At 65.3% G+C, this 13,092-nt stretch carries 15 protein-coding genes; 7 read left to right on the top strand and 8 right to left on the bottom strand.

What is annotated here, in order from left to right; genetic code table 11:
- Positions 1-88: 88 nt before the first annotated feature.
- From XH83_RS22715 to XH83_RS22705, 3 genes are all read right to left on the bottom strand, one after another.
- Positions 89-667: an Hpt domain-containing protein gene (locus tag XH83_RS22715; protein WP_194402960.1), complete on the bottom strand. Its 579-nt coding sequence runs from the start codon at positions 665-667 to the stop codon at positions 89-91.
- A 29-nt stretch (positions 668-696) separates the two neighbouring features.
- The gene (locus XH83_RS22710) at positions 697-1,242 is read right to left on the bottom strand and encodes a response regulator (RefSeq protein WP_008549760.1); all 546 of its coding nucleotides are present in this window, start codon (positions 1,240-1,242) and stop codon (positions 697-699) included.
- A gap of 97 nt (positions 1,243-1,339) precedes the next feature.
- Positions 1,340-2,119, bottom strand: coding sequence for an NAD kinase (locus tag XH83_RS22705; RefSeq protein ID WP_194402959.1), 780 nt, complete (start codon positions 2,117-2,119; stop codon positions 1,340-1,342).
- Positions 2,120-2,361: 242 nt separating this feature from the next.
- On the opposite strand from XH83_RS22705, the gene XH83_RS22700 reads away from it, so the two are divergent.
- Positions 2,362-3,930, top strand: coding sequence for a S10 family peptidase (locus XH83_RS22700; protein ID WP_194402958.1), 1,569 nt, complete (start codon positions 2,362-2,364; stop codon positions 3,928-3,930).
- Here XH83_RS22700 and XH83_RS22695 read toward each other — a convergent pair.
- Together XH83_RS22695 and XH83_RS22690 are read right to left on the bottom strand one after the other, a co-directional pair.
- On the bottom strand, positions 3,920-5,305 hold the full coding sequence (locus tag XH83_RS22695) for a serine hydrolase (RefSeq protein WP_194402957.1): 1,386 nt from the start codon (positions 5,303-5,305) through the stop codon (positions 3,920-3,922). The two genes, XH83_RS22700 and XH83_RS22695, sit on opposite strands and share 11 nt — an antisense overlap.
- A gap of 108 nt (positions 5,306-5,413) precedes the next feature.
- Positions 5,414-5,959 (bottom strand): tetratricopeptide repeat protein, encoded by a 546-nt coding sequence (locus XH83_RS22690; RefSeq protein ID WP_194402956.1) that lies wholly within the window; start codon positions 5,957-5,959, stop codon positions 5,414-5,416.
- Positions 5,960-6,207: 248 nt separating this feature from the next.
- On the opposite strand from XH83_RS22690, the gene XH83_RS22685 reads away from it, so the two are divergent.
- The 4 genes from XH83_RS22685 to XH83_RS40400 all read left to right on the top strand — a co-directional run bounded on the left by XH83_RS22685 (position 6,208) and on the right by XH83_RS40400 (position 8,704).
- Positions 6,208-6,573, top strand: coding sequence for a His-rich protein BRANT (locus XH83_RS22685; protein WP_194402955.1), 366 nt, complete (start codon positions 6,208-6,210; stop codon positions 6,571-6,573).
- Between the two features lie 203 nt (positions 6,574-6,776).
- The gene (locus XH83_RS22680) at positions 6,777-7,211 is read left to right on the top strand and encodes a hypothetical protein (protein ID WP_194402954.1); all 435 of its coding nucleotides are present in this window, start codon (positions 6,777-6,779) and stop codon (positions 7,209-7,211) included.
- A gap of 287 nt (positions 7,212-7,498) precedes the next feature.
- Positions 7,499-8,206: an outer membrane protein gene (locus XH83_RS22675; RefSeq protein ID WP_194402953.1), complete on the top strand. Its 708-nt coding sequence runs from the start codon at positions 7,499-7,501 to the stop codon at positions 8,204-8,206.
- A 255-nt stretch (positions 8,207-8,461) separates the two neighbouring features.
- Positions 8,462-8,704 carry a DUF6719 family protein gene (locus XH83_RS40400; protein ID WP_194402952.1) on the top strand — a complete coding sequence of 81 codons (243 nt, stop codon included), beginning with the start codon at positions 8,462-8,464 and terminating at the stop codon, positions 8,702-8,704.
- 27 nt (positions 8,705-8,731) lie between these two features.
- On the opposite strand, the gene XH83_RS22665 is transcribed toward XH83_RS40400, so the two are convergent.
- The 3 genes from XH83_RS22665 to XH83_RS22655 all read right to left on the bottom strand — a co-directional run bounded on the left by XH83_RS22665 (position 8,732) and on the right by XH83_RS22655 (position 10,136).
- Positions 8,732-8,986: a hypothetical protein gene (locus XH83_RS22665; protein ID WP_194402951.1), complete on the bottom strand. Its 255-nt coding sequence runs from the start codon at positions 8,984-8,986 to the stop codon at positions 8,732-8,734.
- A gap of 305 nt (positions 8,987-9,291) precedes the next feature.
- Positions 9,292-9,666, bottom strand: coding sequence for a hypothetical protein (locus XH83_RS22660; RefSeq protein WP_194402950.1), 375 nt, complete (start codon positions 9,664-9,666; stop codon positions 9,292-9,294).
- A gap of 269 nt (positions 9,667-9,935) precedes the next feature.
- Positions 9,936-10,136, bottom strand: a complete 201-nt coding sequence (locus XH83_RS22655) for a hypothetical protein (protein WP_194402949.1) — start codon at positions 10,134-10,136, stop codon at positions 9,936-9,938.
- A 306-nt stretch (positions 10,137-10,442) separates the two neighbouring features.
- On the opposite strand from XH83_RS22655, the gene XH83_RS22650 reads away from it, so the two are divergent.
- Positions 10,443-11,150, top strand: coding sequence for a class I SAM-dependent methyltransferase (locus XH83_RS22650; RefSeq protein ID WP_194408369.1), 708 nt, complete (start codon positions 10,443-10,445; stop codon positions 11,148-11,150).
- An 88-nt stretch (positions 11,151-11,238) separates the two neighbouring features.
- On the top strand, positions 11,239-13,068 hold the full coding sequence (locus XH83_RS22645; RefSeq protein ID WP_194402948.1) for a PQQ-binding-like beta-propeller repeat protein: 1,830 nt from the start codon (positions 11,239-11,241) through the stop codon (positions 13,066-13,068).
- Positions 13,069-13,092: the final 24 nt, after the last annotated feature.

Raw genomic sequence — 13,092 nt, 5'->3', positions numbered from 1 at the left:
GCGAAGCGACGAAGCAATCCAGAATCTCTCCGCGGAGGGATTCCGGATTGCTTCGATGCGCTCGCAATGACGGGGAGAGAGCCGAGCCTCACTCCGCCGGCGCGATGCTCGGCGCCAGGATCACCTCGAGATGTTCGGGCCGATCGCGGTTGACCTGCGCGAGATAGTCGTCGGCGACCTTGCGCAGGCGACGGCTGAGCTCGGCGGAGACGCTGATGCGGTCGAGCCGGGTATTCTCGTGCACGATGGCGAGGATGGCGTTGATGTGGTGCGTGAACAGTTCGGCCGGGACCTTTTCCAGATCCGGCGCGTGCTCGATGACGCGGCACAGGCTCTCGGCTACTCCCGCCGCGGCCGGATAGCCGAATGTCACGGCGTCGCCCTTGATGTCGTGAGCGGCGTGAAACAGCTCGTCGCGCCGCTCCTTGGTGAAGCCGTCGTTGCGAACGGCGACATAGGCGGCCGACAGACGGTTGACCTCGGTCGTCATCCAGTCCTTGAACTCGCCGGAAAGGCCCGCGAGCGCCTGTTCGGCGCGGCCGACCGGATCGTCCAGGTCCTTCTCCTCGACGCGGCGCAGAACCTTGCGCAGCGGGTTGGGCTGCGTGATGACCTGATGCGTGGCGAAGGCCTTGACCTCGATGTCCTTTGCACTGTTCTTCGCCATGATGCCTGCCTCGTCTGAAGACGCCTGCGCTAGATGGAGGAGCGGGCCTTGTCGAGCAGCGAGGGCTGTTGCAGCACCTCATGCTTTTCGCCGACGCGGCGCTCGGGACCCATATAGGCGGAGTTGGTGTTGCGGCGCCGGTCCGGCCCGAAATAGGTCTTGGTTTTGATGAAGGGGCGGGGATTGGCGACCACGTTGAGGATGCGCTGATAGAGCCCCTTGGCCGAGATCGGCTTGGCCAGGAATTCGGTGACACCGGCATCGCGCGCGACGGTGACGCGGCGCTTCTCGGAATGGCCGGTCAGCATGATGATCGGCGCGTAGGGGTTGCCCTTGGATTCCGGCTGCCGGATCATCTGCGCAAGCTCGAGTCCGTCGAAGATCGGCATCGCCCAATCGGTGATGACGATGTCGGGCACGTAATGGCTGTACATCTCGAGCGCGGTGGCGCCGTCCTCGGCTTCATAGACTTCGCGTGCGCCGAAGGAATGCAACAGCGTCCGCAGGATGCGGCGCATGTGCGGATTGTCGTCGCAGACGAGGAAGCGCAGCTTGTTGAAGTCGATACGAAACATGACGCCCGGGCCAAAGGGTCAACCTTCGTTAACCATATCGTGGCGAGGGTTAACGAAGGGTTGCGACCGAAGCCGCATCGGCGGGCGGAGGGTGGTTCTAGTACCCGAACTGCTCGCGCAGGATGCGCTCTTCCAGGCTGTGGCCGGGGTCGAACAGCATGCGCATCGAGATGCTCTTGTCGGAGAGGACCTCGACGCGCCGGACCCTGCGTACCTCCTCATGGTCGGCGACGGCCGCCACCGGACGCTTGTCGTCCTCCAGCACCTCGATCACGACATAGGCGGTGTTGGGCAGCAGCGCGCCGCGCCAGCGCCGCGGCCGGAAGGCGCTGATCGGGGTCAGCGCCAGCAGGGCGGCGTTGATCGGCAGGATCGGTCCCTGCGCCGACAAATTATAGGCGGTCGAACCGGCCGGCGTCGCCACGATGATCCCGTCGGCGATCAGCTCGGGCATGCGCTCGCGCTCGTCGATCATGATCCTCAAGCGCGCCGCCTGGGAGGTCTGCCGGAACAGATAGACCTCGTTGATGGCGTGATGCAGGTGGACGCGGTCGTTGCCATCGGTCGCGCGCATCAGAAGCGGATTGATCTCGGTTTCATGCGCCGCCTCGAGCCGCGCGCGCAAATCGTGCGTCGAGTATTCGTTCATCAGGAAGCCGACGGTGCCGCGATGCATGCCGTAGATCGGCTTTCCCGTGTGCATGTTCTGGTGCAGCGTCTGCAGCATCAGGCCGTCGCCGCCGAGCGCGACCACGATATCGGCATCCTTAGGGTCGCAATTGCCATAGTCCCTGGTGAGCTGGACATAGGCGGCCTGCGCCTCGCTGCTCGGGCTGGCGACGAAGGCGATCCGGTCGTATCGCGGGGATTTGGTCATGGCTTGTCGGGCAGGCCCGCTGGCTGGAGAAAGTTCCGCCGGGCTCGTCTATACGAGGTGCCCCTGTATTGTCGAGGATGACCGCCGCTTAGGGCAAATGGGCGATTGTCGATCCGGAGAACAAAACAGGTTGATTTGAGCCGGCTTGGGACGCACCGCCGACCCTCGATCCTGCAAACCGTCGCAATTCCTCGCTAGCCTCGCGGCGCACCGGCTATAACAGCCGGGCAGGGAGAACGATTATGCGCGCGATCTTGCCGAGGCTGCGACGAACCGGGCTGGTGCTGGCCGCGTCCGCGGTCGCATTCGCAAGCGTTGCGCGTGCGGAGGATCCGCCGCAGCCGCGCTCCGAGACGGCAGCGCCCGCCGGACAGAAGGGCGGGCGCGCCGGCAATGCGCAAGGTGCGACGCAGGCTGCGCCGTCGGCGGGCGAGCCGCATCGCCTGCCGCCTGATACGACCACGAAGCAGACGCTGGAGCTGCCCGGCCGTACCCTCAACTTCGCCGCGACCGCCGGCTCCATCCGCGTGTTCGACGGCAAGGGTGAGCCGCTGGCCGACATCGCCTACACGTCCTACCAGCTCGACGGCGCCGACCGCGCCACGCGCCCCGTCACGTTCCTGTTCAACGGCGGACCCGGTGCATCCTCGGCGTGGCTGCAGTTCGGCGCGGCCGGTCCATGGCGGCTGCCGCTCGATGGCGATGCGCTGTCGCCGTCGGCATCGCCCGAGGTGAAGCCGAACGCCGAGACCTGGCTCGATTTCACCGACCTCGTCTTCATCGATCCCGTCAGCACCGGCTACAGTCGCTTCATCGCGAGCGGCGACGATGCGCGAAAATCGTTCTATTCCGTCGACGGCGACGTCAACGCGATCGCGCTCGTGATCCGCCGCTGGCTCGAGAAACACGACCGCCTGACCTCGCCGAAATACGTGGCGGGCGAGAGCTATGGCGGCATTCGCGGGCCCAAGGTCGTGCGCCAGCTGCAGCTCCAGCATGGCGTCGGCGTCAAGGGCTTGATCCTGGTGTCGCCGCTCTTGGACTTCCGCGAGTTCACCGGCACCAGCCTCCTGCAATATGTCGCGACCTTGCCGAGCTATGTGGCGGTGGCGCGCGAAGCTAAAGGGCCGATCAAGCGCGCCGACCTCGCCGATGTCGAGGCTTACGCGCGCGGGGAATTCCTGGCCGACCTCGTCAAGGGCGAGGCGGACAAGGAGGCCACCAATCGCCTGGCCGACAAGGTCGCTGCGCTTACCGGCATCGACCAGGCGGTGAGCCGCCGCCTCGCCGGGCGCTTCGACGTCGGCGAATTCCGCCGCGAATTCGACCGCAAGAACGGCAAGGTGACGGGACGCTACGACGCCTCCGTGCGCGGCTTCGATCCCTATCCGGATTCGAGCAGCTCGCGGTTCGGCGATCCCTCGGGCGATGCGCTTCAGGCGCCGCTGACGAGTGCGGCCGTCGACGTGCTCTCGCGCAAGCTCAACTGGAAGCCCGACGGCTCCTATGAGGTGCTGAACGGCACCGTGGAAGGTCATTGGGATTTCGGACGGGGCATCAACCCGCCGCAATCGGTGTCCGAGCTGCGCCAGATCCTCGCCACCGACGCCAAGCTGAACGTGCTGGTCGCGCACGGCCTGTTCGATCTCGCCACGCCCTATTTCGGAACGAAGCGTGTGCTAGATCAATTGCCCGCTTTCGAGACGCAGCGCGTGAAGTTCGTCGTCTATCCCGGTGGCCACATGTTCTATTCGCAAGGCGGCTCGCGGCAGGCGTTTCGCAGTGAGGTCGAGGCCCTGATCAGGGAGTAGGCCTGCTTTTGCGCGGCTTGTATCTCCGCACGATCTCCTTCGCGACGACGCGCTCCGGCTTCACGTTGGCGCCCGCGACCCAGATCTCGCTGATCTTGCCGCGTTTGTCGCGGATCCGGCGCACCGGCTCGCCATGGCTGGAATAGCCGGCAGCCCAGGAGAGCTTGCCGGTGTCACGGCCGGTGACCTCGATTTCGGCGGCATCCATGAAGGGATTGTTGAATTGCGGATTGGCGACGAGCACGCGGTTGCCGGTGGGCACGAGATCATTCGCTCCCCAGATGGTCCACCAACGGCCGGTCCAGTCGCGCAGACGGCGGTCAGGTGCGCCGCGGGTCTGGAAGACGCGCAATATCTGCATCGCGCCGTCCATCCAGAACGGCGCCGCGCCGTCGATTGAATTGCTGAGGATGCTGATCGAAAGCTCGCAGGCCGGGATGGCGCAGGTTCGCGAGATATAGCCCTGGAAGCCGCCACCATGGCCGAACCAGTCCCAGCCGTCGGTCTTGCCGGCATTGACCCCGAGGCCGTAATAGCCCTCGAAGCTCTGGGGGATGCGCCAATGATGACGCGTCATCTCGCGGCGGCTTGCGGCCGACAGCACGCTTCTTCTGGCATTCGGCGCAAGCTGCGCGAAGAAGCGCGCGGTGTCGCCGGCGGTCGCCATGAAGCCTGCGGCCGACGCCATCGCGTGCGCGGGGTTGTCGCCGGGGATCACACAACGCTCGCCGAGCGGAACCTTTCGCGTATGGCCGCGCGCGAACGGCGCACCCTTGGCAAGCGGTGCGTCCGGCTCGGTCTCGCGCAGGCCCGCGGCCTCCACGATCTCGCGCTTGATCCAGACGGAGTAGGGCTCCTTCGTCACGGCTTCGATGACGAGGCCGAGCAGACCAAAGCCGTGATTGGAATATTTGAAGCGGGTGCCGGCCTCGATCGCGGTCGGCAGCTTCAATTCCGCGAGCAGCTCCTTGGCGTCGAGATAGGGGCGGCGGTCGATGAACTGGCCGGAATCGACGCCGTCGCGCGTCAGCCCGGCGCTGTGTGAGAGCACCTGTGCGATCGTCGTCTCGGCGACGCGCGGATGCAGGCCGCCGACATGGTCGCCGATGAGGTCGTCGAGCCCAAGCTTGCGCTGCTCGCGCAGCTTCATGATGCCGGCCGACGTAAAACTCTTCGAGTGGGAAGCGATCCGGAAGCGATGGCGCGGGGTCAGCTTCTCGCCGGTGTCGAGATTGGCGAGGCCGAATGCATGCTCGGCGACGATCTCGCCGCGATGCGCGATTGCGACGATGACGCCTGGCTGCTGGATTGTCGTCAGTTGGAATTCGATCCAGGAGCCGATGTAGTCGATCGCGGATCGCAGCCAATTGTCCATTGCACACCAATTTTTGCGGGGAGGATTGGTGCGGGAGGCTAGCCGAGAAAGCGGAACGGGCACAACCGGGAAGGTTGTGCCCGTTCGCGTCATGCGACGATGCGAGGTTCAGTAGACGAGCGTCGCGCCGGTCGGCTTGTCGAGGGCTGCCGCAAGCGAGCGATATTCGGAGCTGTCGGTGCCGGCGAGCGAGGCGATCTTGTTCAGATGATACTGCGCCTGTTCGCGGTTGCCCTGCTCGAGTTGCCAGAGGCCGTAATACTGCCAGGTGCGGACGTGGTTCGGATCGTCCTTCAGCGCCAGCTCGTAATAGACCTTCGACGACTGATAGTCGCCGAGCTTGCGATAGGAGTAGCCGATCAGATTGGCGACGTCGGCGACGTCGTCGCGCTTCAGCGACTTCAACTGACCGATCGCGCCGGAGTAGTCGTGGTTGTCGTAGATCGCGGTGTAGGCGGTGCGATAGGCGGAGAGGAATTTGGGATCGCTGACGGAAGAGCTCTTCTTCTTGCCCTTCTTGGACGAGGACGAGTCCGACTTCGGCGGCGAGGAGGGCTCGTCGCTGCCGGCGGCATAGGCGCTCGACAGCACCGGTGCGGCCGCCAGCGACATGGCGACAAGTCCCGGCACGACAAGCATTGAGAGTTTGCGCATCTAAATTCTCCCGTATGGAACGTGGCGATCCTACACGATTGCCTGAAGACCGAAACACCCGTCAGCCAAAAACATTCCCGCATCGCACGATCTGGTCGTCCAGGGCAGATGACAAACTAGTCATCGAGATGAACGGAAGCCTGCAAGGGGCTTCAGATTGGGTTCAGTGCGCCGTCCCTAGGCTCCACCTACGATCGAAGGGTAGGCGAGAGGGCGCCGCCTCGAGATCCTTCCAAGAGGAGACCACCATGCTGAAGACCATTTCCGCAGCCTTGCTCGCAGCTACCGTGATCGCAGCCCCGGCCTTCGCCGCCGAGGCCGGCAAGACCACCACGACCGCCCCGGTGATCAAGGCGGACCAGAGCCAGACCAAGGCTTCGACCACCGTCGCGAAACCCGAGGCCGGCCTCAAGGCCGACACCAAGGCGACCGACGTCAAGGCGGACGCCAAGGTGGATACCAAGTCGAAGGCGATGAACGCCAACGCGGCCGTGACGCCGGACGAGCACAAGACGGTGCGCACCCATCGCCATCACCACAAGCACCTGTCGGCGAAGAAGCTGAAGGCGCAGCCGGAGGCGACCAAGCCGCTGACCACCGAGAAGCGCAGCTAACGTCTGATCCCGCGCGGCGGCACCGTGCATTGCCCGCCGCCGCGTACGGATTTCAGGCCGTCCCGGCACCTGCGCGAAAGCGCGAGTGCCGGCGGCGGTGCGGCGCGTTGCTGACAGGGCCTCTCGCGCAGGACTGAATTCCCTTTGCGCGCCCTTGGGGCTAGAACATCCCCGTAAGTCTGTTCGCGTGGAGAGCGGAATCTGTGGGGCGATTGGCGAAATTTGCGGTGCGCTTGGCATCCGTCCTGGCCTTGCCGTTGGCGCTTGCGGCATGTTTCGGCAGTGATGGTGACCGTCCAACCTTCATCGGCGGGACCCAGGCCGGAGGGCCGCAGCCGTTTCCCGACAATTTCCGCAGCGACACGCTGGCCCTGATGCGCACCTACCTGAACAACCCGGTCGGCGTGCGCGAGGCCAGCATGGCAGAGCCGGTCCAGCGCGAAGTCGGCGGCCGGCAGTTCTATGTGAGCTGTCTGCACTTCACCCCGCGCGAGACCGATGGCAGTTACAAGGCCATGCGGGAACGCGCCGTGATCTTCGTCAACGGACGCGCGGACCGTGTCGTCGACCGCACCAGCGAGCTCTGTGCCGGCGCGGTTTACGTACCCTTTCCGGAACTCGAAAAGATGACGCGGTAGCGCAAAGCCCGCTTTCATCGGTCGGTGCTAGAAAGGCTGGTGCCGGAGCTCGCTGGATCACATTTCGGGGAGCTTTGAACGGGGCGGTTTCGTGTTGCGACAAATTGTTACGGCAGGACTTCCGCAGGCGACAAAAACAGTCGGCGCGGGCGACGTGACGGAACAAAATCGCGATGTTGCCACCCCGTCACAGTAACGAACGATCAACGTTCCGGCATCGCCGCGAAGCAACCCAATTCACGCCACGTTGTTTCCTGAGTGTCGTAAATGAAAGAACGGGGATGATCATGAGATCGATTTTGCTGGGTGCAGCCGCTGTGCTTGCGCTGGCCGCGCCGGCTGCAGCCGCGGACATGCAGCCGCGCACCTACACCAAGGCGCCGGCCTATACGCCGCCACAGGCGATCTACAACTGGACCGGCTTCTACATCGGTGGCCATGTCGGCGGCACGTTTGCCGGCGACAGCAGCTTCCAGTCCAGCGACGCCCGCTTCCTGGGCGGCGTGCAGGGCGGCTTCGACTACCAGTTCGCGCCCAATTGGGTGGTGGGTATCGAGGCCCAGTATTCCTGGCTGCCGACCAACAACAATGGTGTCACGTTCCCGCTGGGCACGCAGGTGACCTCCAACACCGACCAGCTCGGGTCGGTGACCGGCCGCATCGGCTACACCTGGGGACCGACCCTGCTGTACGCCAAGGGCGGCTACGCCTGGCGCAATAACAATCTCGGCGTCAACATCGCCGGGGTGCCGCAGGCCTTCACTGCGACCGGCAACAGCAAGGACGGCTACACGGTCGGCGCCGGCCTCGAATACATGTTCGCGCCGAACTGGTCCGCCAAGGCCGAGTACCAGTACTATAATTTCGGCAGCACCACCTTCACCTCCGGTCCGGTCGACGTCGTCGGCGTCCGCGGCCGGGAGGACGAGCATACCGTCAAGGTCGGTGTGAACTACCGTTTCGGCTGGGGCGGTCCGGCAGCCTCGCGCTACTGACCCGCACCCAGACGACCACGCATCCAGGCAAAGGCCGGCTCCGCCGGCCTTTCGCTTGTCCGCCCGCCCGGCGGCCACCCCAGTATTTGCAATGCGTGAACCATCTGGCGCGTCATTTGCAGACAAACATTCCGACGCGCGCCTTCTCACGCGTGTCATGGGGCTCGGGTAAAGCAAAAATAATTTTTGCCGCTTACGGAACTCGCGCTCCGGAACGCGTTATATGAGAATTACCGGGCTGGTGGGACGACGGACATGCGTATCTTGGTGTCGGCAGCGGTGCTCTCGTGCTTCTTCTGTGTACCGTGCTCTGCACAGACAATCCTCAAATCCGAGCCTCTGATGTTGGCACCTTACGAGGTGGCCTTCGTCAAGGACGCGTCCTGCCCGTCGGGCAAGGTGCTGAAGGTCACCGGGGCGATCCGCGGGCTGCACCGCCGCAAGGCCTGTGTGGTGATGCCGGGTGAGCAGGCCTCGCTGGCGACAGCAACGCCCTGATCCCCTGCGGCGTCCGCCGGCGGCACCTCACGAATTCAGCTCGAGCTCGATCTTGGACTGGCGCTCGGCCTCGGCCTTGTTCTTGGCAGGGTCCTCGCCCTGGGCGGCTCGGCAGGGCCTGATCTCGTAATCATTGTCGAGCACTCGGCGTGGCCCCGGACGGTCCTCGTCGGGGCTGACATCGACGACCAGGCCGCTCCGCTCCGCGAGCTGCCAGATGTCGGATTCGCTCGGATAGGCCTTGCTGATCTGGGCGTCGTTGCAGAACAGGGCGTAGGGCATCTCTTCCCGCTCCAGGAAAGCCCGTTAACGGTCGGGCCGGCCGGCAGGTTCCGGGCGAGGGGTGATCACGGGGCCGTGATCGCGCGTGCCGGGCCGTGAGTCCTTAACGAGTCCTGAATCGCGAAAAAAAGAATCCCTGGGACTCGTTTGGCGGAATCAGCGGATGTTTTCCGCCATGACGAGCGACCTGAAGACCTCCTGCGGGCACATGCTCCTGCCGCTGACGCTGGCGCTATTCGGCGCCTGCGCGGCCAATCTGTGGCTGGTGTGGTCTTGGCTATAGGTCCTCCCGCGGGAGGGGGACCTTACTTTTTGGCCGGCGGGCTAGGGACGTCGCGGATGGCGGCGCGCAACTTGGTCAGGGTTTCGGCACAATATTCCTCGCGCTCGCGCTCGAACCGCTCCTGATGCTTACGGAAATTGGCAATGCGGGCCTGCATCTCGGTACGGAAATCACCGACCGCCCGCGGCGGCGAATGCCGGGCGGGCTGAGGATGCGGAGGGGGTGGGGGCGGCTTGATCTCGACCATGACGGCCTCGACCGGGACGGCCTCGACGGTTGCCGCCGAAGAATCCGACGGCGCATCCGGCTGAAGGAGGTCGTCCTTCTTGCCGGTCACCGATTGGACGAAGGCCATCGTCTGCGCGATGAGCGCGTCGCGCTCCCTGATCCACTTCATGCTTCACCTCAGCCGGGCCCTATTCCAGCAAAGCGACCGCGCCGAATCAAGGTCGTTCGCAAGGGATTGCATATTTTTCCCGGTCGCACGACATTAGGCGGATGGATTCCGGAAAAGAACGGTCGCACGAAGTGGAGGGCCTGAGGCTCATCCGCGCGTTCCTGTCGCTCCCGCCCCACAAGCGGGCGGAGGTGATCGCGTTCGTGGAGGAATTGGCACGTGCCCAAAGCCGGCCCCAGGAGGGCACGGAGGCATCGCCGAGGTGAGGGCTATCGCGCGCGCGGATTAACGTTGGGCTCGAACGGTGCGCCCACCACCCGAACCGGAGTTTGATCCGATACCCGGGTGACGTCGATCATCGCTCGCTCGGCGACCTGCCTTTCGGGGGCCGGCCCAAGCGTCGGCTCGAGCAGCGTCAATGTGCCGGCAACTGCGGTACAGCACAGTGTCACTGTCACCAGCAGAAACATGTTTCGGTTTTCTTCGCGGATTCGCATGGGTCGAGAACGAACCAGGTGCGCCTTTGGTTCCGATTTGGCCCCATGTTCGGGGTGCTCATGCCACCTAGGGCGCCAGCAGAAATGCCATGGCGATTGCAAACAGCACCGCCGTCATCACCACGGCCGTCACCGCACCGGCGGCGATCCTGGCCGTCTCTTTGGTCGTCATGGAGCGCATCGGGTCCGGATGTTGGCTGACGCCCGGTCAGGCAATTTCGAATGGGATGCACGCGATGTATGGTGCTTGCGACCAAATTTCGACCTGTGTCTGATCCGATGATCGCCAATCGTCCCCCCGTGCTGGCCCACGAACGCTTCGTCGCCGACCGCGACAATTTCGCGGGCCTCGATCTCGCCGCGCGGTTCGAGCGGATCGAGCGGACGAACCTCTGGGGCGCTGCCAGCTCGGTCTCCGGGCTCGGGTCGGAGGACATGGCGACCGCCGCGGTTCGGGAGGCGCTTCCACCGCTGCTGCAACGGCTCGGCGCGCGTTCGCTGCTCGATGCGCCCTGCGGCGATGCCGGCTGGATCGGTCGCATCAAGCTCGATATCGACTACGTCGGCATCGACATCGTGCCGTCGCTGGTCGAGGCCAACAACAAGCGCGTGGCGGATGGCGAACTGGCCGGCCGATTCCTGGTTGCCGATGTCACGCGCGATGCACTGCCGCGCGCCGACCTGATCCTGTGCCGGGATTGCCTGGTGCATCTGAGCTTTCAGAACATCGCCCGCGTCACCGCCCGCTTTCGCGAGAGCGGCGCGCAATTCCTGCTCGTCACGACGTTTCCGGAGATCGAGGACAATCGCGATTGCGAGGACGGCGACTGGCGCGCGCTCAACATGACGAAGGCGCCGTTCGACTGGCCCGCACCGCGCGAGCTGATCGACGAGCGCTGCGAGGAGGGCGACGGCGGCTGGCGCGACAAGAGCCTCGGGCTCTGGCGGCTCGACGAGTTGCCGGATCCCGATCGCACGGGTGCGTGACAGAAGCAGGCACAACGTCCATTGCGCCCGCGATCGCGGCGGCGATAGACTTCGGGTTGTGTGAAGCGATCGCATGCCGGAGCCCACCATGAGCGCTCGTGCCATCTCCGCCGCGTTGCTGATCTGGTGCAGTGCGCCAGCGTTGGCACAGGAAGGGGCCGCGCTCTATGCAGCGCATTGCGCGCAATGCCACGACAGCGAGGCGCAGACCCGCGTGCCGGCCCGGAGCGCCATGCAGGCGATGTCGTTCGACCACGTGCTGGGAACGTTGACCTCCGGCAGCATGGCGGCGATGACGAAGGATCGCAGCGATGCCGAACGCCGCGCCATAGCGTCCTTTGTCACCGGCAAGATGCCGACGAGCGGCGCTACCGCCGACGCGGACGGCCGCTGCGCGCAGCCGGGAAGCGGCTTTCCGCAAGCCCTCGACGGCCCGCGCTGGAACGGATGGGGCGTCGATGCCGGCAACAGCCGCTTCCAGCCGGCCGACATGGCGGGGCTGACCGCGGCGCAGGTGCCGCGTTTGCGGTTGAAATGGGCTTATGCCTTTCCCGGCGCATCGGTGTCGTTTGCGCCGCCCGCCATCGTCGGCGGGATGCTGTTCATCGGCGGCACGGATCGCAAGATGCACGCGCTCGACGCGCGAAGCGGCTGCACGCTGTGGACGTTGGCGATCGATGCGGCGGTGCGCGCCGCGATCAGTTTTGCTCAGCTTCCGGGCTCCGATCAGTACGCGATCTTCTTCGGGGATTTGCGTGCCAACGCCTACGCCGTCAATGCGCTGACCGGCGCGCTGATCTGGAAGGCCAAAGTCGAGGAGCATGCCGCCGCGCGCATCACCGGCGCTCCGACGCTGCATGCCGGCGTGCTCTACGTGCCGGTGTCCTCGATCGAGGAAGCGGCAGGCTCGCAAGCCGGTTACGAATGCTGCACCTTCCGCGGCAGCGTCGTGGCGCTGGACGCCGCGACCGGCAAGACGATCTGGCAGGCCTATACGATTCCGGAAGTGCCGCATCCGACCGGCAAGAATGCCAGGGGCACGCAGCTCTTCGGTCCGTCCGGCGCCGCGATCTGGTCGGCGCCGACGATCGATGCGAAGCGGGGCGCGGTCTATGTCGCGACGAGCAATTCCTATTCGAATCCGCCGGCCGCGACCGCCGATGCGATCCTCGCTTTCGAGCTCGCGACCGGGAAGCTGCTGTGGAAGCAGCAGGCGACGCCCAAGGACGCCTTCGTCGTCGCCTGCTACAATGCAGACAAGACCAATTGTCCCGAGGATCACGGGCCCGATCACGATTTCGGCCAGTCGCCGATCCTCGTGACCTTGCACGACGGCAGGCGCGTGCTCGCCATCGCGCAGAAATCCGGCGTCGTGCACGCGCTCGATCCCGACGACGGCGGCAAGATCCTGTGGCAAACCCGGATCGGGAAGGGCGGTTCGCTCGGCGGCAGCGAATGGGGCTCGGCCGCGGACGGCGAGCGCATCTATGTCGCGAATTCCGACCTGCGCTTCAAACGGGACGGCACGCGGCAGCTCGATTCCACGCAAGGCGGCGGCTTGTTCGGCCTCGACCTCGCCAGCGGAAAAGTTGTGATGGAAGTGCCGCCGGTCGCCTGCGGCGAACGCCCGCAATGCAGCCCCGCGCTCTCGGCGGCGGTGAGCCTGATCCCGGGCGTGGTGTTTTCCGGCGGCGTCAGCGGCTTCCTGCGCGCCTACGCTCCCGACGGCAAGCTCGTGTGGGAGTTCGACACCGCGCAGGATTTCAAGGCGGTGAACGGCGTCCCCGCCCATGGCGGCGCGATCGATGGCCCCGGCCCGGTCATCGCCGGCGGCATGCTCTACACCAATTCCGGCTACGGACAATGGAGCGGCGTCGCCGGCAACGTGCTGCTGGCGTTCGAGGTCGGGACGGAGTGAGGCTCTGAGGTGTGCGGAGCGCGC

Origin of the sequence: Bradyrhizobium sp. CCBAU 53351 (assembly GCF_015291745.1) — a bacterium.
Lineage (GTDB): Bacteria > Pseudomonadota > Alphaproteobacteria > Rhizobiales > Xanthobacteraceae > Bradyrhizobium.
This window is presented reverse-complemented; position numbering and strand designations above follow the sequence as displayed.